This window comes from Mesorhizobium sp. M0029 (genome assembly GCF_040323735.1).
Lineage (GTDB): Bacteria > Pseudomonadota > Alphaproteobacteria > Rhizobiales > Rhizobiaceae > Mesorhizobium.
The window spans coordinates 170,934-193,084 of the sequence record NZ_JAMYVF010000002.1 but is presented as its reverse complement, the minus strand read 5'-3'; the positions used below and the strand labels follow the sequence as shown (position 1 = coordinate 193,084).

The window sequence follows — 22,151 nt, the reverse complement described above, 5'->3', positions numbered from 1 at the left end:
CGGCGGGTTTTGGGGAGCATGTCGTGACGCCGCACAACGAGGCTGCCAGGGGCGACTATGCCGCAACGGTGCTGTTGCCGGGCGATCCGCAACGCGCCGAGTGGATGGCAAAGACATTTCTTGAGGCGCCGCGCTGCGTCAACCGCCGCCGGGGCGCACTCGGCTTCACTGGTCTCTATCGCGGCCGTCCCATCAGCATCCAGGCCACCGGCATCGGTGTCCCGTCTTTCCTGGTCTATGTGCATGAACTCCTGGATGTTCACGGCGTCAAAACGCTGATCCGCACAGGTACCTGCGGCGGCCTTACACCCCGCGTGCCGCTGCGCTCCTTGGTGATCTCGCAGTCGGTGCGCGCCGAAAGCGACCAAAGCGGCCAGGTCTTCGGCCTCTACGATGCTGCCGCCGGGCCAGATCCCGGCCTGTTCGCCCACGCTTTGGCCTGCGCCGCCCAGCTCGGCATCGACCACCAGGCCGGGCTGACCATCTGCAGCGATGTCTTCTACCACCCTGAAGGGCGCGACCGCTTTGCCGAAGCGCAGGCGCTTGGCGCTCTCGCTGTCGATATGGAAACCAGCGCACTCTACCGAATCGCGGCGCATTTCGGCGCCCGCGCGCTGTCGCTGCTGACCGTCGTCGACAACATCGTGACCGGCGAACAGACTGCCTATTCCGAACGTCAGGCGCTGTTCACCGATATGGCGCGGCTCGGGCTCGACGTTGCGGCGGAAGGCTAGCTTCCTCAGGCCGCTTCGCGCTTCGGCGTCAGCTCATCCATGTCTGGCCGGTGACCGCGCAGATAGAGCGCGCAGGTGGTACGCAGCATCGACGCGAAATTGGGAATGGCGCCGTTGATCTCGATCGCCTCGTCATAGAGTTTTGAGATGAACTTCGGCGTCGTCAGGCCCTGGCTGTCGGCAATTTCGTCAAGCAGCGCCCAGAACGTTCCTTCAAGCTGGATACTCGTAGAGTGACCGTCGATGCGGATCGACCGGTTGATCTGTCGATAGCCTTCCGGATCCTGCCCGGCAAAAACCCTGCACATCCTTACCTCCCGATATTGTTGGTTTTGGGCGCAGCGTGTCGCGCCTTCAAGTTGTGGTTGTCCCTGCATGTTCGGCCTTGTGGGCCGAATCGGCAATCGGACTTTCGTCTTTAGGCGCAGGCATAGCAGCGATTGCAAATTTAGCCGTGGTAACCGGCTGCCACCACCTTTCGCGCGTGCCGCCCATAATCGCCTCCAGCATGCAGCGGCGGAGACTGATTTGGCGAAGGCAATCCACTCCATGATCCGGGTTCTCCAAGAGGCCAGATCCGTCGATTTCTACAGAAACGCTTTCGGGCTCGATGTCGCCGACAGGCTGGATTTCGAGACATTCACGCTGATTTACCTTGCCAACGCCGAACGGGGTTCGAGCTCGAACTCACCGTGAACAAGGGCCGCACCGAGCCTTATGGGCTAGGCGACGGTTACGGCCATCTGGCGGTCTCGGTGTCCGATCTCGACAGTGAACACGACCGGATCGGCGCGCTCGGCCTCAACCCCAAGAAGATCGTTGAATTCAACCGCGACGGATCGCTGATCGCGCGCTTTTTCTTCATCGAGGACCCCGACGGCTACAAGATCGAGGTTCTGCAGCGTGGAGGGCGCTTCCAGTAGGGGATTATCGGCCGCATTCAGCCGCGCGGCGCCAGCAACGGCGCTGTTCAAGGGCGCAAACAGCAAGCAGGGAGGAACAAAATGGTCACGATCTATGACGCGAGGCTCTCACGTCGTGAACTTCTCAAACGCGGCGGCATCGGCGCGTTGCTCGTCATTTCCGGCAGCGCCGTCATCAGCCCTGAAAATGCCTGGGGGCTCGAGACGTCGGCGCTCAAGCCCGAAACCATGGCAACGCTGATCCAGATGGCGCGCGACATCTATCCGCACGATCAGGTGCCCGACAAATACTACGCCATCGCCGTAAAAGGCCATGACGAGCAGGCCGGCAAGGACGCTGCCTACAAGACGATGATCGAAGACGGCATCGCCGACCTCGACAAGAAGTCGGGCGAGGGCGGCTATCGCGGCCTCGGCTGGGAGGAGCAGCGCGTCGCCGTGCTGCAGCAGATCGAGGCGACGCCGTTCTTCCAGTCCATCCGCGGCGGCCTCGTTGTCAGCCTCTACAACCAGCAGGAGGTGTGGCCGATCTTCGGCTACGAGGGCGAATCCTACTCCAAGGGCGGCTACATCGCGCGCGGATTCGACGACATAGAGTGGCTCTGAGCCCTTCCGTCGTTCTGAAACCCGGCAAACAGGAATTCATGGGAGGAAACCATGGCAGCTTCATTTGATCTCAACAACGACGGCGTGGTCGTGATCATCGGCTCCGGCGCCGGCGGCGGCACGCTCGGCAACGAACTCGCCCAGAAAGGCGTCGATGTCGTCATCCTCGAGGCCGGCGCGCGCCACGAATACGAGGATTTCATCAATGATGAGTGGGGTTCCTTCAGCCAACTCGCCTGGACGGACAAGCGCACGACGTCCGGCGACTGGCGGGTGTCGAAGGATTTCCCCAATTTGCCGGCCTGGATAGTCAAATCGGTCGGCGGCTCGACCACGCACTGGGCCGGCGCCTCGCTGCGCTTCCAGGAGCATGAGTTCAAGACGCTCTCGACCTACGGCAAGCTGGAAGGCGCCAACCTGCTGGACTGGCCGGTCACATTGGCCGAGATGGAGCCGTACTACGCCAAGGCGGAAGCCAAGATGGGCGTCACCGGCACCAATGGCTGGCCGCGGCTGCCCGGCAACAACAATTTCAAGGTGCTCAAGGCCGGCGCCGACAAGCTCGGCTACAAGGAATGTCATACCGGCAACATGGCAATCAATTCGGTCGAGCGTGATGACCGGAACTCCTGCCAACAGACCGGCTTCTGCTTCCAGGGCTGCAAATGGGGCGCCAAATGGTCGACGCTCTATACCGAGATCCCCAAGGGCGAGGCCTCCGGCCATCTCGAGGTCCGGCCAAACGCCATGGCGATCAAGATCAACCATGACGCTAGCGGAAAAGTGACCGGCGTCGTCTATGCCGACAAGGACGGCAAGCTGCAGGAGCAGAAGGCCCGCATCGTCGCCGTCGCCGGCAACTCGATCGAAAGCCCGCGCCTGCTGCTGAACTCCGAGTCAGCGAAGTTTCCGCAAGGGCTTGCCAATTCGTCGGGGCAGGTCGGCAAGAACTACATGCGCCACACCACCGGTTCGGTCTACGCCATTTTCGACCAACCGGTGCATATGTATCGCGGCACCACCATGGCCGGCATTATCCGCGACGAGGCGCGGCACGATCCCTCACGCGGCTTTGTCGGCGGCTATGAATTCGAGACGCTGTCGCTCGGCTTGCCCTTCATGGCCGCCTTCCTCAATCCCGGCGGCTGGGGCCGTTCATTCACCACCGCGCTCGACCACTATGATCACATGGCTGGCCTGTGGATCGTCGGCGAGGACATGCCGCGCGCGGAAAACCGCGTCACGCTGCACAAGGACGAGAAGGACGCGCACGGCATGCCGATCGCCGACGTGCATTTCGATGATCATCCCAACGACACGGCGATGCGCAATCATGCCTACAAGCAGGCCACAGCGCTTTACGATGCGGTCGGCGCGACGCGCTCCTTCCCGACGCCGCCCTATCCCTCAACCCACAATCTCGGCACCAACCGGATGAGCGAAAAGGCGGAAGACGGCGTCGTCAACAAGCACGGCCAGGCGCACGACATCAAGAACCTGTTCGTGTCGGACGGCAGCCAGTTCACGACCGGTGCGGCTGAAAATCCGACGCTGACGATCGTGTCGCTGGCTATCCGCCAGGCCGAATACATCGCTTCGCAAATGTCGGCCAAGACGATCTGAGCCGTCCTCCCGGATCGCTACGCGGAACGCGCATGGCGCGTTCCGCCCTTTTCCCTAGGACTGACTATGCGCCGACCGGCTGTCCGTCCTTGCGGCGGATGGCGACGACGGACGGCCGCGGCAATTGGCCATCCCTGAAGTCGGGCCACAGCGTCTGCGCCTTGTCGAGCGTCTCTGCATCTTCCGCAGGGTGCTGCACCGACAGGAACAAAGTCGTGCCGTCCGGCGTGAAGCACGGGCCGGTCGCTTCGGCGCCGTGCGGGCAGGTGAACAGCAGCTTCGGCAGGCCGCGCGCCGCACCTTCGGTGTCGACGCCATAGACGCCGTCCGGCAGGTCGAAATCATTGGCGCCGTCCGTCGCCACCCACAGCCGCCCGGCCGGATCGAAGGTGATGTTGTCGGGGCAGACGAACCAGCCATTGTCCGACGTATCCGGATGAAAAGTGGCGCCAACCTTGGCATCTTTCGGGTTGCCGCAGAGCACGAACAGGTCCCAGGCATACTTTTCCGCCGTGTGGTCGGCATCCGCGCCGCGGCCGCCGGGCGGGATCAGTTCGACAATATGGCCCCAGAGATTTTCCGGCCGCGTGTTGGCCGGATTGACCTTTGACTGGTCGCGCTTCTTGTTCTTGGTCATCACCGCATAGACGCGGCCGGTCACCGGATTGGTCTCGATGTCCTCGGGCCGGTCCATCGGCGTGGCGCCGAGCGCATCTGCCGCAAACCGCGTCTTCAACAGCACCTCGGCCTGGTCGGCAAAACCGTTCTCAACGGTAAGCTTGCCCTGGCCGTGCACCAACGGCAGCCACGTCATCGAGCCATCGGCATCGAAGCGGGCGACCGACAGCACGCCATCGTCGAGCAGATCGGCGCCGGAGGCCGGGTTGGCCTTGTCATAGGCCTTGGCCGAGACGAAGCGGTACATATATTCGAAATAGTCGTCGTCACCCATATAGACGACAACGCGGCCGTCCTTGTTGAGGACCACGGTCGAGGCCTCATGCGACATGCGGCCAAGTGCCGTGCGCTTCACCGGCTTGGACTGAGGATCGTAAGGGTCGATCTCGACCACCCAGTCGAAGCGGTTGGCCTCGTTCGGTTCCTTGTCGAGGTTGAAGCGGTCATGGAAGCGGCCGCGGCCATACATGTCGGAGCCGTCGAAGCCGTAACGGTCGAGCAGGTCGGCAGTCGGCGCCTTTTTCGGGTCGCCGCCGAAAATGTCGGACACGCCTTCCTCGCAGGTCAGCACCGTGCCCCACGGGGTAACACCGCCGCTGCAATTATAGCTGGTGCCGAGCACTTTCGTGCCAGTCGCGTCGGCCGAGGTCTTCATCAGCGCATGGCCGGCAACCGGTCCGGAAACGGTCATTTCGGTGTTGGCGGTGATGCGGCGGTTGAGCGGGCTGTCCGCCACGGTTTCCCACTTGCCGTCCTTCACCTGCACCTCGAGGATCGAATGGCCCATCGCGGCCATGCCGAGATCGACCTGTTCCCTGGTCATCGTCTTGCCGGCATCGCCCTCGGTCATCCCCGGAAACATCACATTGGGCGAGATGTATTCGTTGTTGACGCAGAGCAGGCCATGATCGGAATTCACCGTACCCTTGGGCAGCGGCATGAAGGCGATGTAGTCGCAATTGTAGCCGAAGCGCTTTTCCTGTTCCTCCGCCGCGACCTTGTTGCCGTCGAATTCGGCGAGGCCGGCTGCAAGCGGGTCGCCCCAGCGCGCGACGATGGTCGTCTCATAGCCTTCGGCGGCGGCATGGGTCTTGCCGTAGACCCGTTTCAGCTCGGGAAAGCCGAGCGTCGACTGCGCTGTGGCGGCATGCGTTTCGCCGGCAAACAAGGAGCCGACAAAGCTGCCGCCGGCAATCAGCGCGCCGGAGGCGAGGCTGCCTTTCAAAAGAGACCGGCGCGAGACGCGCTCGGCAATGATTTCGCGGATGACGGGGGAGGATGAAGACGGTGCATTGGCCATGGTGTCTGCCTCTCAGGGTGGATGTTACGGCGCACCGTTGCCCTAGTCTGCTTAGGCAACATTCACATGACATAAGAGGAAGGTTTTGCCGCAACTGGGCGCGGCACTACGCATCGCTCAGCCCTTGGTGCAGGTCGAGGCGGTGAAGGCGCCGTCGGGCTGCTTCAGAATGATGTCGAATGACGGGGCAGTCTCGCCGTCCAGTGTTGCCTGTGTCATGGAGACGGAGTTGCCACCAGTGGTATAGCCGCCCAGCGGCCCGAGCCAGGTGATCTCGCCATTGGCGTTCATCTGATAATTGTAGCCTTGCAGCGCCGTTCCGAACGTCACCGGGCCGGTATAGACATTGCCCTTGATAGTGATGTCGCCGAGGTTGAGGAAGGCGCCGAGCAAATAGACCTCGCAATGATAGGTGCCGTCAGGAAGTTTGCCCTCGCTGAAATCGGCGCGCGCGGCGCCGCTCGTTGCCATCAGCAGCAGGATGCCGGAAATGCGTGAGATGCGAGATGTCATGACGTCTCTCTTTTGAAGGGCGAGCTTGCCCTATTTTTGCGCCGTGCCGCAACATTGTTCGCCCGGAATCCACGGCCGGAGATCAAAAACTAGGCATTTGTCCTATTTGGGCGAAAATTAGGCAAAAGTCGTGTGCGCTGCGCAAATTTGCCTCAATCAATTTTTACCGGCTGCCACTGTTTTCTCGAGGGCTAATATACCAACCGGCTGATAACGCTCGGCTATTCCATCTTCGTGAGCGGCGCCTTCGCGTTTGGCACGGCAGTTGCTTTGCATTGTCGCGGTGCAATCAAACAGCTTGGGAGTCTTCAGTATGAGGGGTAACTTCTCCACAATAACAAAAATGTTTTCGGCCGGCGTGTTCGCCGCCGGCCTGTCGATGTCGTCTCCGGCCAAGGCCGCCGAAGACACGATCAAGGTCGGCATTCTGCATTCGCTGTCGGGTACCATGGCGATTTCGGAGACGACGCTGAAAGACGCCATGCTGATGCTCATCGAAGAGCAGAACGCCAAGGGCGGCCTGCTCGGCAAGAAGCTTGAGGCGGTCGTTGTCGATCCGGCCTCCAATTGGCCGCTCTTCGCCGAGAAGGCGCGCGAGCTGATCTCCAAGGACAAGGTCGCCGCCGTGTTCGGCTGCTGGACCTCGGTGTCGCGCAAATCGGTGCTGCCGGTGTTCTCAGAACTCGACAACATCCTGTTCTACCCCGTCCAGTATGAGGGCGAGGAAAGCGAGCGCAACGTGTTCTACACCGGCGCCGCCCCGAACCAGCAGGCGATTCCCGCTGTCGATTATCTCATGAGCGAAGACGGTGGCTCGGTGAAGCGCTGGGTGCTGGAAGGCACCGACTACGTCTATCCCCGCACCACCAACAAAATCCTCGAGGCCTATCTGAAGGCCAAGGGCGTCGCCGCCGAAGACATCATGGTCAACTACACGCCGTTCGGCTTCTCCGACTGGCAGACCGAAGTCTCCGCAATCAAGAAATTCGGCTCTGCCGGCAAAAAGACCGCCGTCGTCTCGACCGTCAATGGCGACGCCAACGTTCCGTTCTACAAGGAACTCGGCAACCAGGGCGTCAAGGCCGAGGACATCCCGGTCATGGCCTTCTCGGTCGGCGAAGAAGAACTGGCCGGTCTCGATACCGCGCCGCTGGTCGGCCATCTCGCTGCCTGGAACTATTTCGAGAGCGTCGACACACCCGAAAACAAGAAGTTCATCGCCGACTGGCACAAGTTCATCAAGAATGACAAGCGCACCACCAACGACCCGATGGAAGCTCACTATATCGGCTTCAACATGTGGGTGAAGGCGGTCGAAAAGGCCGGCACCACCGATCCCGACAAGGTCATCGACGCCATGGTCGGCGTGTCCGTGCCGAACCTCACCGGCGGCTATTCGACCATGATGCCGAACCATCACATCACCAAGCCGGTGCTGATCGGCGAGATTCAAGCCGACGGCCAGTTCGAGACCGTGTCGCAGACGCCCGGCCTCGTGATGGGCGACGAATGGTCCGACTATCTGCCCGATTCCAAGGACCTGATTTCGGATTGGCGCGCGCCTCTGTCCTGCGGCAACTTCAACGTTGCCACCGGCAAATGCGGCGGCAAGGGCACGAACTGATCCCTCCCGGGACTGACCGATCGTGGACGCGTCCACGATCGGTACCGCCAAGCGTCCGGGCGCTTCAGCCCGCCCGGACGCCAAATTCCACCCTCCCGGAAAGTATCTGAACGGATGATCCTGTCGCGCACTCTCGGCCTCATGCTGGTGTTCCTGGTGGCAAGCCTATTGCCGTCGAACGCAGCCGAAGCCGATCTGCGCGCCATCGTCGCCAAATTCGCCGCGGGCACGGGCTTTGCCGCCACTGAGGCTGTTGTGCGCGAACTTGCCGCCACCGGCGATCCGCTGGTTGAACGGCCGCTTGCAGCCCTCGCCGAAGGCAATCTCTACATTCGTAAAGCCGATTCAGCCGTCTTCGTCGGCAGTGAGGCCGCCGACAGCGTCACGCTGCTCGACCCGCTGAGCGGCGAGAAAGCCGGCGACGCCGCCAAGGCCGACATCACCAAGATCAAGGTCAACAACACGCTGCGCCGTGTCATCCGAGATGCGCTGGGAACGCTGACGTTGCGCGCGAAAGATCCTTCTGCCCGCATCGCCGCCGCCGACACCATGTTCAAGACCCCCGATGCCGCCAATATCGAGCCGCTCGATGCAGCCATCGCCGCCGAGACCGACGCCAAGGTCAAGGCATTGTTCGAACAGGCGCGCGCGGCATCGGTGCTGGTCTCCGATAAGCCGGAGGCCGACAAGCTTGCCGCCATTGCCCTGATCGGCGCGCGCGGCGACCGCGACGCGGTCTCGCTGCTCACCGCGGTCGAGGCCAATGCGCAAGGCGCGGTCAAGGATGCCGCGACGGCCGCAATCGCCAGCATCAATTCGAGCCTGGCGCTGTGGGATGCCGGCCAGAACATATGGTACGGCATCTCGCTTGGCTCGGTGCTGCTGCTGGCCGCCATCGGCCTCGCCATCACCTTCGGCGTCATGGGCGTCATCAACATGGCGCATGGCGAGATGGTGATGCTCGGCGCCTACACCACCTTCGTCGTCCAGCAGGTGATCCGAACCTCATTCCCCGGCCTGTTCGACTGGTCGCTGGTGATCGCGCTGCCGCTCGCCTTCCTGGTTGCCGCTTCCGTCGGCCTGATCATCGAGCGCGGCGTCATCCGTTTCCTCTACGGCCGGCCGCTGGAAACGCTGCTCGCAACCTGGGGCGTCTCGCTTGTCCTGCAGCAGGCGGTGCGCTCGATCTTCGGACCGACCAACCAGGAGGTCGGCAACCCCTCCTGGATGTCGGGATCGTTCGATGTCGGCCAACTCGCCGTCACCTGGAACCGCCTCTGGATCCTGGTCTTCGCGCTCACCGTCTTCGGCGTGCTGCTCTTTGTTATGAAGCGCACGCCCTGGGGCCTGCAGATGCGCGCCGTCACCGCCAACCGCCGCATGGCCGCCTCGATGGGCATCAGGACGCCTTGGGTCGATGCGCTGACCTTTGCGCTCGGCTCCGGCATTGCCGGCATTGCCGGCGTCGCGCTCAGCCAGATCGACAATGTCTCGCCCAATCTCGGCCGCGGCTACATCATCGACAGCTTCATGGTCGTGGTCTTCGGCGGCGTCGGCAATCTCTGGGGCACGCTGGTCGGCGCCTTCTCGCTCGGCATCGTCAACAAGGTTCTCGAACCCTATGCTGGCGCGGTGCTCGGCAAGATCGTCGTGCTGGTGCTGATCATCCTGTTCATCCAGAAGCGCCCGCGCGGCCTGTTCGCGCTCAAGGGCAGGGCGGTGGAAACATGATCACGGGACGCTTCTTCGCCGCGGGTGCCGACCGTCGCATCGCCATCACTATTTTCATCCTGCTGACGGCCGCCATTATCGTGCCGCTGCTCAACCTCGCAGTGTCGCCGCAAAGCGCGTTCTATATTCCGTCCTACATCGTCGCGTTGACGGGCAAGTACCTCTGCTATGCGTTGCTTGCCTTGGCGCTCGATCTCGTCTGGGGTTATTGCGGCATCCTCTCGCTCGGCCATGGCGCTTTCTTCGCCCTCGGCGGCTATGCGATGGGCATGTACCTCATGCGCCAGATCGGCTCGCGCGGCGTTTACGGCAATCCGATCCTGCCCGATTTCATGGTGTTCCTGAACTACAAGGAATTGCCCTGGTTCTGGACCGGTTTCGACCATTTCTGGTTCGCCGCCATCATGGTGCTGGCGGTGCCCGGCCTGCTCGCCTTCGTCTTCGGCTGGTTCGCCTTCCGCAGCCGCGTCACCGGCGTCTATCTCTCCATCATCACCCAGGCGATGACCTACGCGCTGCTGCTTGCCTTCTTCCGCAACGACATGGGTTTCGGCGGCAACAACGGCTTGACCGATTTCAAGGATATTCTGGGCTTCAACGTGCAGGCCGACGCCACCCGCTCGGCCCTGTTTGCCGCCAGCGCCATCATACTCGCGCTCGCCGTCTTCATCACCTGGGCGATCGTCGGCTCCAAATACGGCAAGCTGCTGATGGCCGTGCGCGATGCCGAGAGCCGCACCCGCTTTCTCGGCTGGCGAGCGGAGAACGTGAAGCTGTTTGCCTTTACCGTCTCGGCTGTCATGGCCGGCATCGCCGGCGCGCTCTATGTGCCGCAGGTAGGCATCATCAATCCCGGCGAATTCGAGCCGTCCAATTCCATCGAAGTCGTGATCTGGGCAGCCGTCGGTGGGCGCGGCACCATTGTCGGCCCGATCGTCGGTGCGCTGCTCGTCAATGCCGGCAAATCCTGGTTCACCGGCCTGCTGCCGGAATTCTGGCTGTTTGCGCTCGGCGGCCTGTTCGTTGCCGTAACCCTGTTCCTGCCCAAGGGCATCGTCGGCATGTGGGATTCCTGGCGCGGTAACGCTCGGGCGATGCGGGCTGCAGCGATTGCAGAGGAAGCGAGCACAGACCCTGATGTCCCGCCGCCACCGAAGATCGTGCGCAGCGCGGCAACAACGCCCGGTGCCTGGTCCGCGTCCGGGCCTGAACCGCAGCCGGCGGAATAGAGCGATGTCGAAGTCCAACACCATCCTCTATCTCGACGGCGTCTCGGTCTCCTTCGACGGCTTTCGCGCCATCAACAATCTGTCGCTGGTCCTCGACAGAGGCGAGATGCGCGCCATCATCGGCCCCAACGGCGCCGGCAAGACGACGATGATGGACATCGTCACCGGCAAGACACGGCCCGACGAAGGCGAAGTGTTCTTCGACGGGCAGGTCGATCTGACCCGGCACGACGAGGCCGAGATCGCCATGATGGGCATTGGCCGGAAGTTCCAGAAGCCGACCGTTTTCGAAAGCCACAGCGTCGAAGACAATCTGATGCTGGCGCTGAAGGGCCCGCGCTCGATCTTCCCGGCGCTCTTCCATCGCCGCTCGGCCGCCGAAGCCAGACAGATCGACGACATCCTCGGCATCATCCGGCTGGGCGACAAGCGCAACGATCTGGCCGCCAATCTCAGCCACGGCCAGAAGCAGTGGCTGGAGATCGGCATGCTGCTGGCGCAGGACCCGAAGCTGCTTTTGGTTGACGAGCCGGTCGCCGGGATGACCGATGCCGAGACCGAGGAAACCGCGCGGCTGCTCAAGGATATAGCGCGCGACCATTCGGTCATCGTCGTCGAACACGACATGCGTTTCGTGCGCGAACTCGGCGTCAAGGTCACCTGCCTGCATGAGGGCTCGGTGCTGTCGGAAGGCTCGCTCGATTTCGTCTCGGCCGACGAGCGCGTCGTCGAAGTTTATCTCGGGAGATGAGCATGGTGTGGCGGGTGCAATTCCATCGCTTCGACTTCTCGTCCCTTCGCTTCTGGAGAAGGCGCTGACATGCTCGAAGTTTCCAACGCCACGCTCCATTACGGCGCCGCCCAGGCGCTGCGCGGCGTGTCGCTGACCGCAGGTGCCGGCAAGATCACCTGCGTGCTCGGCCGCAACGGCGTCGGCAAGACCAGTTTGATGAGATCGATCGTCGGCCACCACCGGCTGACGAGCGGAAGCGTTGCCTTCGAGGGGAAGGCGCTCGACCGGAGCGCGGCGTATGACCGCGCCCGGTCGGGCATCGCATTCGTACCGCAGGGCAGGGAGATCTTTCCGCTGCTGACGGTGCGCGAAAACCTGGAGTCCGGCTTTGCGCCGTTGAAGCGCGCCGACCGCAACGTGCCGGCGCATGTCTTCGAACTGTTTCCGGTGCTGAAGCAGATGCTGGGGCGGCGCGGCGGCGATCTCTCAGGCGGCCAGCAGCAGCAGCTCGCCATCGGCCGGGCGCTCGTCATGCGGCCGAAACTGCTGGTGCTCGACGAGCCGACCGAAGGCATCCAGCCCTCGATCATCAAGGACATCGGCCGCGCCATCCGCTATTTGCGCGATCAGGCCGGCATTGCGGTGCTTCTGGTCGAGCAATATCTCGATTTCTGCCGCGAGCTCGCCGACGAGGTCAACATCATGGACCGCGGCCAGATCGTCCACACCGGCCCGGCCGAAGATCTCGACCGGGCGGACGTCAGGAAGTTTCTGACGGTTTAACGCAGGTCGACGGCTGCACGGATCGTACACGTCGAAGATTGGCTGAAATGCCCACAATCACTTCGTCATTCTAGGGCGGAGCAAGGAGCGGAGCGACGCGCGCAGACCCTAGAATCCATGCCGCGACATCAGCCAAAGAGTGCCGCGATGCAGAACAAGATCGCTTCTGCGGCACATTGGCATTCCACAGTCTGCACCGTTAATGACGCTTCTTCGTCCCGGCATGGATCCCTGGGTCTTCGCTCCGCTTCGCGTCGCTACGCCCAAGGATGATGAAGTCGCGAAGGTCCGCACCCGTTGCGTCGGACTTTCGTCCGAGGCCGCCACACTCTGGCACGCCGAATACTGCATGCTAGTCTTTCCTAGGCCTCGGTGAGTCGGCCGCTTCCGTATCAGTCTGGTTCTGTAGCAGATCGAGGGAATATGCTGGCTCAGCCTGCAAGTTCCACGCAAGCAAGCCACCCTAGCTTCCCTCGCAGTTCTGATTGTCGGTCAATGCGTTCAGATAATCTTGCCAGGAGAATAGGGCTATGGAACGGTTCGTCGAGGACCACCAGAAACGACGGCTGACAGAGCGTGTCGACATCATTACCGCCATCAACATTCTGCGCTCGCAAGGCTACCAGCAGGATGAGCTGATCGGCGAAATCACCAAGGTTTTCTACGTCGACCTCGACACTTACAACGAGATCGTCATAGCGGCCTAAAAGCGCGTCGCGCCTGAACGGCCTCATGCGACGCGCTTTGGGGTGTTGTTTTACGTGCGGTGAGGTTCAGGCCGGCTGAATGTCAGCCCAACCTACCCGGCGCGCCGGAAGGCGAGCACACGGTTGCGGCCGCCGCGCTTGGCGCCGTAAAGCGCTTTGTCGGCGGCGCTGAGCACCTTGTCGAATTTGGTGCCGCCCTCGCTGCCGAAGGCGTAGCCGGCGCTGACCGTGCAGGAGAGCAGGCGGGTCTCGGTATCGATCCGGCGCATGGCAAAACTGGCCCGGATGCGCTCGGCTATGAATTCCACCTTTTCAGGCAAGGTGCGATCGAGCACCAATGCAAATTCCTCTCCGCCCATGCGCGCGGCGACATCGCCTGGCTGGAGATTGGCGGTCAAATCCTTGGCGAACAGTTTCAGGACCTCATCGCCGGTGGCATGGCCGAACTCGTCATTGATGGCCTTGAAGCCGTCGAGATCGAACACGATCACGGCGGTGAAGGACCGGACCGGTGTTTTGCCGTGAAGGTCGAACAAAGCGCGCCGGTTGAGCAGTCCGGTCAGCGGATCGGTCAGCGCTTCGCGGCGATGATGCTGCGCCAGGCGTCCCTGGTTGAGCGCCAGCGAGAGCGCGCCGATGCCGGTCATGCAGGCGATGACGACGATGAGGCTGAAATCCTCGGCCCAGTTGCTCGGAGCATGGCCAAGCACCAGCCTGCCATCCCAGACAAGTGCACCGGAGCACAGCACGAAGGAAATTCCGGTGGCGGTGTAGAGCCCGGCAATGCCGAGGATAGGGGCAGGGAATTCCGTACGACCCTTCCAGTATTCATAGGCCGTCGCAAACAGGAGCAGCGCGGCGAAGGCATTCTCCAGCATGAAGCCCAGCCCGTCATAGCCAAGCGCCATCGGCGGCAAGGCGACTGCCAGCGAGACGCCGGCGCCGACAGCAATGCGGGGCAGCGGTGACCTCCCTGTCGTGAACTGATGGGCAGCGCCCAGCATGGTCGCGAAGCCGAGCAGCAGGAACGTGAAGCTGGCGAGGCCGAGCAGGCGCCCGGGCGCGTCGATATAGGCCTGGTAGGCGAAGACGTCGGCAACGATCAGAAGCACGCTGACGGCCCAGGTCAGCAGGAATTTTTCCGAGCGCGCGGTAAGCCAGATGCCGAACAGCGTCAGGCCGAGGCAAGCGGCGGAAAACCCGACAGCCAACAGAAGGGAACTGTAGTCGAGCGACATGCCCTCGTCCTTGCGCGCGGCGGCCGGCCTCTAGAAAGGACCCGCACCGGATTTATGGAGGAAGGAGGTATCGATAAGGTTACGATGCGCATAAGCTATCACGCTTCGGTTGATCGTAGCAATTCTGGGTTGAAACCCTTTTCAAGGGAAAGCGCTGCCCGCTTTCCCGGGAAAACCTGTCCGCACTTTTCCTGGAATTGCTCCTAATGCATGTCGCCCAGAAGTGTGCCACGGTTCTGGGACAACGGCATGCATCAAGACAAAGACTTAAATCGCGTCGTATGAATCCGTTTCAGCGCGACGCGCTTTAACCGATCAGCTCACCCGCTTCATCAGCGCCATGGCGCCGAACGGCGCGCGCACCTTGCCCTCGGTGATGAAATAGACGAACACATCGCGCGGTTTCACCGGCGCGTCGAAAGTCGGATCGGCGCGCCGCAGATCGGCCGGCTGCTTGCCTTGCGCCCAGGTCTTCACCCGCGCTGCCCATTCGTCCAGGCCATTCGGCGTATAGCAATCCGGATTGTCGTCGCTGCCGGTCTGCAGCCGCGCATAGATAAAATCGCCGGTGATGTCGGCGATACCAGGATATTTGGCATGGTCGGCATAGACGATTGCCGCCTTGTATTTGCGCGCCAGGCCCACAAATTCCGGCACGCTGAAACTGTCGTTGCGCACTTCCAGCGCATGGCGCAGCGCCACGCCATCCTGCTTTTCCGGCAGCAGCTTCAGGAAGGCCTCGAAATCGTCGGCGTCGAACTTTTTCGTCGGCGCGAACTGCCAAAGGATCGGGCCCAGCTTGTCGCCCAGCGCGGCAATGCCGGAGCCGAGGAAGCGCGTCATGGACTCGCCGGCTTCGCCAAGCACGCGCCGGTTGGTGACGAAGCGATTGCCCTTCAGCGAATAGACGAAACCGTCCGGCGCCTCGCCCGCCCATTTGACGAAGGTCGGCTCCTTGAAGCTGGAATAGTAGGTGCCATTGACCTCGATGCTCGGTACCTGGCGGGTGGCGTAACTTAGCTGTTTGGCCTTGGAAAGCTTGTCCGGGTAGAAAGACGTATCCCAGGGTTCGAAAGTCCAGCCGCCCATCCCGGCGCGGATTGTTCCTTGGCTGATCATCGTCTTCCTCCCAGTTCTAAAAATGCGGTCAGGCTATTTTTCCAATCGGTTTGATCATGTCGACCGCGGTCCATCCGGGACGGTGGGGATTGGCTCGGCGGCCCGTTTCGTGGAAGCCATAGGCCGTATAGATCTCGATGTTCCGCTCCATGCGCGAATTGGTGTAGAGCCGCACCTCCGGCACACCCCATAGCCGCGCCTGTTCCTGGGCGAAGTCGAGCAGCGCGGTGCCGAGTTTCCTGCCCTGGAAAGCGGGGGAGACCGCGACGCTGAAGATCATCGCATGATCGGGATGGCGCTCAATAACGATCAGCCCGGCGAGTTCCGCGCCGCTCTCCAAGAGCCAGACCTCGCCACGCTCGATGCGTGGCGCATAGTCCTCGGTGACTGGGAGCGGCGGCGCGCCTAACAGGGGCGTGTAGTGCTCATAGGCGGTCTGCGTCAGCGAGACGACTGCGTCGAGATCACCGGCAAGCGCCTGTCGGACTGTCATTCAAAGCTCTCCAGGCGCCCGACCGGTCTGTCAGTTACTCCGCCGCTTCGCGCTTGCCTCCGGGCCGCCGCTCCAAAAGCTCCTTCAGGAACTGGCCGGTGTAGCTGCGCTTTTCGCGCACGATGGCTTCCGGTGTGCCCTGTGCCACCAGTTCGCCACCGCCATCGCCGCCTTCGGGGCCGAGGTCGAGCACCCAGTCGGCGGTCTTGATGACTTCGAGATTGTGCTCGATGACCACCACCGTGTTGCCCTGGTCGACCAGTTCGTGAAGCACTTCCAGCAACTTGGCGACGTCGTGGAAGTGCAGGCCGGTGGTCGGCTCGTCGAGGATGTAGAGCGTCTTGCCGGTCGCCTTGCGCGACAATTCCTTGGCGAGCTTGATGCGCTGCGCCTCGCCGCCCGACAGCGTCGTCGCCTGCTGGCCGATATGGATGTAGCCGAGGCCGACCTGCTTCAGCGTCTCCAGCTTGTCGCGCACCCCGGGCACGGCGGCAAAGAAATCGACGCCTTCCTCGACCGTCATGTCCAGGACGTCCGCGATCGACTTGCCCTTGAACACGACATCCAGCGTCTCGCGGTTGTAGCGCTTGCCGTGGCAGACGTCGCACGTGACGTAGACGTCGGGCAGGAAGTGCATCTCGATCTTGATGACGCCGTCGCCCTGGCAGGCCTCGCAGCGGCCGCCCTTCACGTTGAAGGAGAAGCGGCCCGGCTGATAGCCGCGGGCCTTGGCCTCGGGCAACCCGGCAAACCAGTCGCGGATCGGTGTGAAGGCGCCGGTGTAGGTGGCCGGGTTCGAACGCGGTGTGCGGCCGATCGGCGACTGGTCGATGTCGATGACCTTGTCGAGGAATTCGAGGCCCTCGATGCGGTCGTGATCGGCCGGATGCTCGCGCGAGCCCATGATGCGGCGCGACGCCGCCTTGAACAGCGTCTCGATCAGGAAGGTCGATTTGCCGCCGCCAGACACGCCGGTGACGGCGGTAAAAGTGCCGAGCGGGATTTCGGCCGTGACGTTCTTGAGATTGTTGCCGCGCGCGCCGACGATCTTCAGCCGGCGGTTTTTCTTGGCCTCGCGCCTGACACCGGGCGTGGCGACTTCGAGCGCGCCCGACAGATATTTACCGGTGATCGAGTTGGGATTGGCCATCACCTGCTGCGGCGTGCCCTGGGCGATGATCTCGCCGCCATGAATGCCGGCGGCCGGACCCATGTCTACGACATAATCGGCATGCAGGATGGCGTCCTCGTCATGCTCGACGACGATCACCGTGTTGCCGATGTCGCGCAGATGCTTGAGCGTGTCGAGCAGGCGGGCATTGTCGCGCTGGTGCAGGCCGATCGACGGCTCGTCCAGCACATAGAGCACGCCGGTGAGGCCGGAGCCGATCTGCGACGCCAGCCTTATGCGCTGGCTCTCGCCGCCCGACAGCGTGCCGGAATTGCGCGACAGCGTCAGATAGTCGAGGCCGACATCGTTGAGGAAGCGCAGGCGGTCACGGATTTCCTTGAGAACGCGCACCGCGATCTCGTTCTGCTGGTCGTTGAGATGTGGCGGCAGTTCGGTGAACCACTGGTCGGCCTTGCGGATCGACAGCTCTGTGACTTCGCCGATATGCTTGCCGGCGATCTTCACCGCCAGCGCTTCCGGCTTCAGCCGGTATCCCTTGCAGACCGGGCAGGGCGTCGCCGACATGAAGCGCTCGATCTCCTCGCGCATCCAGGCGGATTCGGTTTCCTTCCACCGCCGTTCGAGATTGGGAATGACGCCCTCGAACGTCTTGGTGGTCTTGTAGGAGCGCAGGCCGTCATCATATTGGAAGGTGACCTCGCGCTCGCCGGTGCCGCGCAGGACGGCTTCCTTGGCCTCTTCGGTCAGGTCTTTGAACTTGTCGCCGAGCTTGAAGCCGTATGCCTTGCCCAGCGCTTCCAGCGTCTGCGCATAATAGGGCGAGGTCGATTTCGCCCACGGGCTGACGGCGCCGTCGCGCAGCGAGACGTTTTCGTCCGGCACGATCAGGCTGGCGTCGATGGCGCGCTGATTGCCGAGGCCGTCGCAGGTCGGGCAGGCGCCGAACGGGTTGTTGAACGAGAACAGCCTGGGCTCGATCTCCGGAATGGTGAAGCCGGAAACCGGGCAGGCGAATTTTTCCGAGAACAGGATGCGCTCATGCGTCTCGTTCTTCGATTTGTTGACCGAGTCCTCGCCGGTCTGGCTGGCGTCGAGCGGCCGGTCGGCGAACTCGGCCACCGCCAGCCCTTCGGCGAGCTTCAGCGCCGTTTCGATGGAATCGGCAAGCCGTGTCGCCAGGTCGCCGCGCACGACGATGCGGTCGACGACGACGTCGATGTCGTGCTTGTACTTCTTGTCCAACGCCGGCACATCGGCGATCTCATAGAAGACGCCGTCGACCTTGACGCGCTGAAAGCCCTTCTTCTGCAGCTCCAGCAGTTCCTTGCGATACTCGCCCTTGCGGCCGCGCACGATCGGCGCCAGCAGGAAAAGGCGCGTGCCTTCCTCGACCGCCAGCACCCGGTCGACCATCTGTGAAACCGTCTGGCTCTCGATCGGCAGGCCGGTCGCCGGCGAATAGGGGATGCCGACGCGCGCGAACAGCAAGCGCATGTAGTCGTAGATCTCGGTGACGGTGCCGACCGTCGAACGCGGGTTCTTCGACGTGGTCTTCTGCTCGATCGAGATGGCCGGCGACAGGCCGTCGATCTGGTCGACATCCGGCTTCTGCATCATTTCGAGGAACTGGCGCGCATAAGCCGACAGGCTCTCGACGTAACGGCGCTGGCCCTCGGCATAGATGGTGTCGAAAGCAAGCGACGATTTGCCGGAGCCCGACAGGCCGGTCATGACGATCAGGCTGTCACGCGGCAGGTCGAGATCGACATTCTTTAGGTTGTGTTCGCGTGCCCCGCGAATGGAAAGGTATTTATGGTCGGCCATCGCCGGTCGCCGCCTCAGGTCTGGTGTCAGTGGGATCGGCGGGTTTTCCCGGCCATTCCCTATGTAGGTATTTTTGCCGCCACGTCGAGAGACGCCACACTTCTCGACCAAAGCCGTTTAACCGTCTTTCGCGCGAACGGGCAAGCGGAAAGAACAAAGACCGAACACGCTCCTGACAAAGCTGTGCAGAAACTGACAAGGGTGTTTCAGAAACTGACCCTGAGTAAGCTCCCGGCGATCACATTTTCCGTAACCGGCTATTCAAGGTTGACGCCGTCGAATCAGGGGCGCACTCTGCCGGAGTCAACGGAGCCGGCCGTCTTTGATGGCCTCGCCGCCCATAGCGGCCTGCGAGACGCCGCAGGTTTTTGCGATTTGTGCTTCGGATTGACACCAGTCGCAACGGACATAGGAGCGGAGCATGACGCCACCGGATAGTCCCTTGAGGCTCCACCTGCTAGTGGAGCCGCGGCGGGCATAAGTGCCAGGTAGTTTCAAGGCATTGGAGTGTATGCGTCCAAACGAACGCATCGCGTCAGTCCAACAAACCACCAGACAAACCGTGACCTGCCGAATCCCACAAAAATCAGAGACGGCTAGTCGGATCGTCGGCTGAATGCCGCGAAGCATCCGAAATCAAAGTCGGTATAACACTACCGGCAGTTTGGATTTGGAATCCAAAAAAAGCCCCGACCGTTAGCGGAAGCAACGGCGGGGCTGTTCTTTTGCGAGGAAGTCGTCGGCGCAGGCTTTCTCTCCCGTATAGTAGCTGGGAGAAGGGGCTACCGGCGCGGCGGCTTGATCCGACCCGTGCCGACATCGACAGTGATGCTGCCGGAAATCCTGACATCGGTGTCGCCGATCTTGAACGTGCCGTTCTCGACGGCAGGCAGCGCGTCGTCCGGCTCCGGCTGCGGCGCGGGCTTGGCGATGCGGTAGTCGCCGGCCACGCCGGGCAGGGCGCCTTTCCGCGACGTGCTGGTGCTGCCCCCGGCAAAGGCCATGCTCGATGTCGCCGCCGTGATGGCAATGGCTATGGTCAGTCTGTTCAGGTGGTAGCGCATGGCAAGACTATAGTGCCGCGCTCAAGGCGAGGCCAGACCAGCGGCGTTGAAATTGAGGGAACACCGGCCTGCATTCAATCCGCCGATCAGGCCGCTGCCTGCTTGCGGGTGTCGAAGACGTGGTCGACGAGGCCCCAGTCCTTGGCCTCCTTCGCGGTCATGAAGAAATCGCGGTCGAGCGTGCGTTCGACCTCTTCGTGGGTGCGGCCGCAATGGTGAGCGTAGAGGTCGGCCATGTGCCGCTTGGTGCGCAAAATGCCTTCGGCATGGCGCTGGATGTCGGAGGCCTGGCCCTGGAAGCCGCCCAGAGGCTGGTGCAGCACGATGCTGGCATTGGGCAGCGCGATGCGCCGCCCCGGCGTTCCCGCCATCAGCAGGAAGGAGGCCATCGACGCGGCAAAGCCCATGCACACGGTCGACACCGGGCAGCTGACATATTGCATCGTGTCGTAGATGGCGAAGCCGCTGGTCACCACGCCGCCCGGCGAGTTGATGTAGAGCGAGATCTCCTTGTCGGGATTGTCCGATTCCAGCGACAGGAGCTGGGCGCAGACCAGCGCCGACATGCCGTCATTGATCTCGCCATTGACGAAGATGATGCGCTCGCGCAGCAGCCGCGAGAAAATGTCGAAGGCACGTTCGCCGCGGCTCGATCGCTCGATCACCATCGGCACCAGATTGGCAAAGCCGCTCATCTCATTGTCTCCGTTTTGATTTTTCCGGGTCAGGCAGCGCGCAGCAACAGGCGTGGCGCGTTGGCGGCGACAGGCGGTTTGGGCTTGTATGCGCGCAGCCAGAGCCGGCAGCCGGCGCCGGCCATCGCGACCGCAGGCGTCAGGACAAACCCGTCATGGACGATGCGCAGATGCGTGCCGCCGGAAACGGTGCGGGCGAGTGTGAAGGTGACGATGCTCTCCAGCTCCTCGCGGTTGGCGTCGCCGGAACGCTCGCGCCAGGAATAGCGCAGCAGGCGCCCCGGTTCGGCATCGAGCACTTCGCACTCGATCGGCTTCTCAGGCCCGGCAAAGGCAAAGCGGCTGCCGGTTTCCGGATTGATGTCGTTCGGCATCATCCATTCCGCCAAGAGGTCCGGCACGGTCAGTGCCCGCCACACTTTTTCCGGTGCGTCCGGCAGATCGCATTCGAAGGCGAGGGCATCCTTGGCGGTCTGGGTCTGCTTTTCGTCGGTCATTGGTCCATGTCCTTCAAAACGGCCTTCAGTCTTTCGATGCGCTCCGGCCAGAATGCGCGGTAGCGTTCGATCCAGCCGAGCAGCGGCTCGAGCCCTTGCGGATCGGCGCGATAGTAGGCGTTGCGGCCGGCGCGTCTTTCGCTGACCAGGCCTGCGCCGCGCAGCACGGCAAGGTGCTGCGACACCGCCGGCTGCGACACGCTCATGCCGGTGCGCAACTCCGACACGCTCATCTCGCCGGAAGTCAGCCGCTCGTAGACGGCGCGTCGCGTCGGGTCGGCCAGGGCGCGAAAAATCTCTGCTTCGATCATGGCAAAAGCATAAGTCGATACTTATCGATTTGGCAAGGGGTGTTTTGAATGCCGCGTATTGATTGGATCCTGCCGGGCCTCTAAGCCGCGGGGAACAAGATGGGCCGATCATCGCGAGGCAGGAGTAGTATTTATGAATTCCAACGTCGATCTTTCGTCCGCCGAGAACCTCAACGAGGCTCTGAGGCTCTATCGCCGCCTCGTACTCGGTATAGGAGCGATCGCCGTCATCGGTTTCGTGGCCGTGATCTTGTTGGCCAAGCTGGGTACGGCGCTATCGCCGCCATACGGGATTTACATCTTCGGCGAAGGATTGGGGACCTGGGGCCTGATCGCGGTGGTAGCGGCGCTCGTCGCTCAGGTGTGGTGGCACGGGCGCGCGATCGGGAAATTGCTGAATGACCCGGCTCTGAAATCTGAACCTGCAGTCGGGCTGATGTCGGCGCCAACCGTGATCGCACAGCGCGCCCATGGCATGGGCATGGAGTGGAGCGGCTTTTTCGGTCCGTTGCCACCAGCTAAAAAACGGCGCTGACGACACCGCTTCTCGCCCCTGCGTGTCAGCTAAATCCACGCGCCCGCGTCGGCGATTGC

22 protein-coding genes and 1 pseudogene are annotated in these 22,151 nt (G+C 62.4%); 12 read left to right on the top strand and 11 right to left on the bottom strand.

Annotation, left to right across the window (positions count from 1 at the left end):
* The first annotated feature begins 23 nt into the window (after positions 1-23).
* The gene (locus NKJ76_RS04150; protein ID WP_023736554.1) at positions 24-734 is read left to right on the top strand and encodes a purine-nucleoside phosphorylase; all 711 of its coding nucleotides are present in this window, start codon (positions 24-26) and stop codon (positions 732-734) included.
* 5 nt (positions 735-739) lie between these two features.
* On the opposite strand, the gene NKJ76_RS04145 is transcribed toward NKJ76_RS04150, so the two are convergent.
* Positions 740-1,042, bottom strand: coding sequence for a ribbon-helix-helix domain-containing protein (locus NKJ76_RS04145; protein WP_023670924.1), 303 nt, complete (start codon positions 1,040-1,042; stop codon positions 740-742).
* Between the two features lie 220 nt (positions 1,043-1,262).
* Between NKJ76_RS04145 and NKJ76_RS04140 the strand changes: the two are divergent.
* The 3 genes and pseudogenes from NKJ76_RS04140 (at position 1,263) to NKJ76_RS04130 (ending at position 3,886) form a co-directional block, all read left to right on the top strand.
* Positions 1,263-1,657, top strand: a pseudogene (locus NKJ76_RS04140) (VOC family protein).
* Positions 1,658-1,738: 81 nt separating this feature from the next.
* Positions 1,739-2,263: a twin-arginine translocation pathway signal gene (locus NKJ76_RS04135; RefSeq protein ID WP_023670927.1), complete on the top strand. Its 525-nt coding sequence runs from the start codon at positions 1,739-1,741 to the stop codon at positions 2,261-2,263.
* Positions 2,264-2,314: 51 nt separating this feature from the next.
* The gene (locus tag NKJ76_RS04130; RefSeq protein WP_023688646.1) at positions 2,315-3,886 is read left to right on the top strand and encodes a GMC family oxidoreductase; all 1,572 of its coding nucleotides are present in this window, start codon (positions 2,315-2,317) and stop codon (positions 3,884-3,886) included.
* Between the two features lie 64 nt (positions 3,887-3,950).
* Here NKJ76_RS04130 and NKJ76_RS04125 read toward each other — a convergent pair whose 3' ends face one another.
* Both NKJ76_RS04125 and NKJ76_RS04120 read right to left on the bottom strand, forming a co-directional pair.
* Positions 3,951-5,864 (bottom strand): PhoX family protein, encoded by a 1,914-nt coding sequence (locus tag NKJ76_RS04125; RefSeq protein WP_352536825.1) that lies wholly within the window; start codon positions 5,862-5,864, stop codon positions 3,951-3,953.
* A gap of 117 nt (positions 5,865-5,981) precedes the next feature.
* On the bottom strand, positions 5,982-6,377 hold the full coding sequence (locus NKJ76_RS04120; RefSeq protein ID WP_352512622.1) for a hypothetical protein: 396 nt from the start codon (positions 6,375-6,377) through the stop codon (positions 5,982-5,984).
* 313 nt (positions 6,378-6,690) lie between these two features.
* Between NKJ76_RS04120 and urtA the strand changes: the two genes are divergently transcribed.
* From urtA to NKJ76_RS04090, 6 genes are all read left to right on the top strand, one after another.
* Entirely contained in the window at positions 6,691-8,001 is a 1,311-nt protein-coding gene (gene urtA / locus NKJ76_RS04115) for an urea ABC transporter substrate-binding protein (RefSeq protein ID WP_352536824.1), read from the top strand.
* A gap of 114 nt (positions 8,002-8,115) precedes the next feature.
* A complete protein-coding gene (gene urtB / locus NKJ76_RS04110) occupies positions 8,116-9,732 on the top strand; it encodes an urea ABC transporter permease subunit UrtB (protein ID WP_352536823.1) in 1,617 nt (538 codons plus the stop codon).
* The gene (gene urtC, locus NKJ76_RS04105; RefSeq protein WP_352536822.1) at positions 9,729-10,961 is read left to right on the top strand and encodes an urea ABC transporter permease subunit UrtC; all 1,233 of its coding nucleotides are present in this window, start codon (positions 9,729-9,731) and stop codon (positions 10,959-10,961) included. Before urtB ends, urtC begins: the two co-directional genes overlap by 4 nt.
* Positions 10,962-10,965: 4 nt before the next feature.
* The gene (gene urtD, locus NKJ76_RS04100) at positions 10,966-11,712 is read left to right on the top strand and encodes an urea ABC transporter ATP-binding protein UrtD (protein ID WP_352536821.1); all 747 of its coding nucleotides are present in this window, start codon (positions 10,966-10,968) and stop codon (positions 11,710-11,712) included.
* A gap of 69 nt (positions 11,713-11,781) precedes the next feature.
* Positions 11,782-12,477, top strand: a complete 696-nt coding sequence (urtE, locus tag NKJ76_RS04095; protein ID WP_023688639.1) for an urea ABC transporter ATP-binding subunit UrtE — start codon at positions 11,782-11,784, stop codon at positions 12,475-12,477.
* 530 nt (positions 12,478-13,007) lie between these two features.
* A complete protein-coding gene (locus tag NKJ76_RS04090) occupies positions 13,008-13,184 on the top strand; it encodes a hypothetical protein (protein WP_023670936.1) in 177 nt (58 codons plus the stop codon).
* Positions 13,185-13,276: 92 nt separating this feature from the next.
* On the opposite strand, the gene NKJ76_RS04085 is transcribed toward NKJ76_RS04090, so the two are convergent.
* The 4 genes from NKJ76_RS04085 to uvrA form a co-directional block, all read right to left on the bottom strand.
* On the bottom strand, positions 13,277-14,422 hold the full coding sequence (locus tag NKJ76_RS04085) for a GGDEF domain-containing protein (protein WP_023742497.1): 1,146 nt from the start codon (positions 14,420-14,422) through the stop codon (positions 13,277-13,279).
* A gap of 315 nt (positions 14,423-14,737) precedes the next feature.
* Positions 14,738-15,541, bottom strand: coding sequence for a DUF72 domain-containing protein (locus NKJ76_RS04080; RefSeq protein WP_023693383.1), 804 nt, complete (start codon positions 15,539-15,541; stop codon positions 14,738-14,740).
* Between the two features lie 28 nt (positions 15,542-15,569).
* On the bottom strand, positions 15,570-16,034 hold the full coding sequence (locus NKJ76_RS04075; RefSeq protein ID WP_352536820.1) for a GNAT family N-acetyltransferase: 465 nt from the start codon (positions 16,032-16,034) through the stop codon (positions 15,570-15,572).
* A 34-nt stretch (positions 16,035-16,068) separates the two neighbouring features.
* Positions 16,069-18,990 carry an excinuclease ABC subunit UvrA gene (gene uvrA / locus NKJ76_RS04070; RefSeq protein WP_023736557.1) on the bottom strand — a complete coding sequence of 974 codons (2,922 nt, stop codon included), beginning with the start codon at positions 18,988-18,990 and terminating at the stop codon, positions 16,069-16,071.
* Between uvrA and NKJ76_RS04065 the strand changes: the two genes are divergently transcribed.
* Positions 18,979-19,428, top strand: a complete 450-nt coding sequence (locus tag NKJ76_RS04065) for a hypothetical protein (RefSeq protein ID WP_352536819.1) — start codon at positions 18,979-18,981, stop codon at positions 19,426-19,428. The genes uvrA and NKJ76_RS04065 overlap by 12 nt on opposite strands.
* 344 nt (positions 19,429-19,772) lie before the next feature.
* On the opposite strand, the gene NKJ76_RS04060 is transcribed toward NKJ76_RS04065, so the two are convergent.
* From NKJ76_RS04060 to NKJ76_RS04045, 4 genes are all read right to left on the bottom strand, one after another.
* A complete protein-coding gene (locus tag NKJ76_RS04060) occupies positions 19,773-19,994 on the bottom strand; it encodes a hypothetical protein (RefSeq protein ID WP_352536990.1) in 222 nt (73 codons plus the stop codon).
* 146 nt (positions 19,995-20,140) lie between these two features.
* A complete protein-coding gene (locus NKJ76_RS04055; protein WP_352536818.1) occupies positions 20,141-20,749 on the bottom strand; it encodes an ATP-dependent Clp protease proteolytic subunit in 609 nt (202 codons plus the stop codon).
* A 29-nt stretch (positions 20,750-20,778) separates the two neighbouring features.
* A complete protein-coding gene (locus NKJ76_RS04050) occupies positions 20,779-21,246 on the bottom strand; it encodes an SRPBCC family protein (protein ID WP_023696505.1) in 468 nt (155 codons plus the stop codon).
* A complete protein-coding gene (locus tag NKJ76_RS04045; protein WP_023670944.1) occupies positions 21,243-21,557 on the bottom strand; it encodes an ArsR/SmtB family transcription factor in 315 nt (104 codons plus the stop codon). The genes NKJ76_RS04050 and NKJ76_RS04045 overlap by 4 nt, the downstream gene beginning before the upstream one ends.
* Positions 21,558-21,690: 133 nt before the next feature.
* Between NKJ76_RS04045 and NKJ76_RS04040 the strand changes: the two genes are divergently transcribed.
* Positions 21,691-22,092 (top strand): hypothetical protein, encoded by a 402-nt coding sequence (locus NKJ76_RS04040; protein ID WP_023815803.1) that lies wholly within the window; start codon positions 21,691-21,693, stop codon positions 22,090-22,092.
* The last annotated feature ends 59 nt before the right edge of the window (positions 22,093-22,151 follow it).

What these genes read in the sequence shown, in the direction of transcription:
- NKJ76_RS04145 (WP_023670924.1), bottom strand. Translation starts at nt 1,042, where the DNA reads ATGTGCAGGGTTTTTGCCGGGCAGGATCCGGAAGGCTATCGACAGATC.
- NKJ76_RS04135 (WP_023670927.1), top strand. Translation starts at nt 1,739, where the DNA reads ATGGTCACGATCTATGACGCGAGGCTCTCACGTCGTGAACTTCTCAAA.
- NKJ76_RS04130 (WP_023688646.1), top strand. Translation starts at nt 2,315, where the DNA reads ATGGCAGCTTCATTTGATCTCAACAACGACGGCGTGGTCGTGATCATC.
- NKJ76_RS04125 (WP_352536825.1), bottom strand. Translation starts at nt 5,864, where the DNA reads ATGGCCAATGCACCGTCTTCATCCTCCCCCGTCATCCGCGAAATCATT.
- NKJ76_RS04120 (WP_352512622.1), bottom strand. Translation starts at nt 6,377, where the DNA reads ATGACATCTCGCATCTCACGCATTTCCGGCATCCTGCTGCTGATGGCA.
- urtA (WP_352536824.1), top strand. Translation starts at nt 6,691, where the DNA reads ATGAGGGGTAACTTCTCCACAATAACAAAAATGTTTTCGGCCGGCGTG.
- urtB (WP_352536823.1), top strand. Translation starts at nt 8,116, where the DNA reads ATGATCCTGTCGCGCACTCTCGGCCTCATGCTGGTGTTCCTGGTGGCA.
- urtC (WP_352536822.1), top strand. Translation starts at nt 9,729, where the DNA reads ATGATCACGGGACGCTTCTTCGCCGCGGGTGCCGACCGTCGCATCGCC.
- urtD (WP_352536821.1), top strand. Translation starts at nt 10,966, where the DNA reads ATGTCGAAGTCCAACACCATCCTCTATCTCGACGGCGTCTCGGTCTCC.
- urtE (WP_023688639.1), top strand. Translation starts at nt 11,782, where the DNA reads ATGCTCGAAGTTTCCAACGCCACGCTCCATTACGGCGCCGCCCAGGCG.
- NKJ76_RS04090 (WP_023670936.1), top strand. Translation starts at nt 13,008, where the DNA reads ATGGAACGGTTCGTCGAGGACCACCAGAAACGACGGCTGACAGAGCGT.
- NKJ76_RS04085 (WP_023742497.1), bottom strand. Translation starts at nt 14,422, where the DNA reads ATGTCGCTCGACTACAGTTCCCTTCTGTTGGCTGTCGGGTTTTCCGCC.
- NKJ76_RS04080 (WP_023693383.1), bottom strand. Translation starts at nt 15,541, where the DNA reads ATGATCAGCCAAGGAACAATCCGCGCCGGGATGGGCGGCTGGACTTTC.
- NKJ76_RS04075 (WP_352536820.1), bottom strand. Translation starts at nt 16,034, where the DNA reads ATGACAGTCCGACAGGCGCTTGCCGGTGATCTCGACGCAGTCGTCTCG.
- NKJ76_RS04065 (WP_352536819.1), top strand. Translation starts at nt 18,979, where the DNA reads ATGGTCGGCCATCGCCGGTCGCCGCCTCAGGTCTGGTGTCAGTGGGAT.
- uvrA (WP_023736557.1), bottom strand. Translation starts at nt 18,990, where the DNA reads ATGGCCGACCATAAATACCTTTCCATTCGCGGGGCACGCGAACACAAC.
- NKJ76_RS04060 (WP_352536990.1), bottom strand. Translation starts at nt 19,994, where the DNA reads ATGGCCTTTGCCGGGGGCAGCACCAGCACGTCGCGGAAAGGCGCCCTG.
- NKJ76_RS04055 (WP_352536818.1), bottom strand. Translation starts at nt 20,749, where the DNA reads ATGAGCGGCTTTGCCAATCTGGTGCCGATGGTGATCGAGCGATCGAGC.
- NKJ76_RS04050 (WP_023696505.1), bottom strand. Translation starts at nt 21,246, where the DNA reads ATGACCGACGAAAAGCAGACCCAGACCGCCAAGGATGCCCTCGCCTTC.
- NKJ76_RS04045 (WP_023670944.1), bottom strand. Translation starts at nt 21,557, where the DNA reads ATGATCGAAGCAGAGATTTTTCGCGCCCTGGCCGACCCGACGCGACGC.
- NKJ76_RS04040 (WP_023815803.1), top strand. Translation starts at nt 21,691, where the DNA reads ATGAATTCCAACGTCGATCTTTCGTCCGCCGAGAACCTCAACGAGGCT.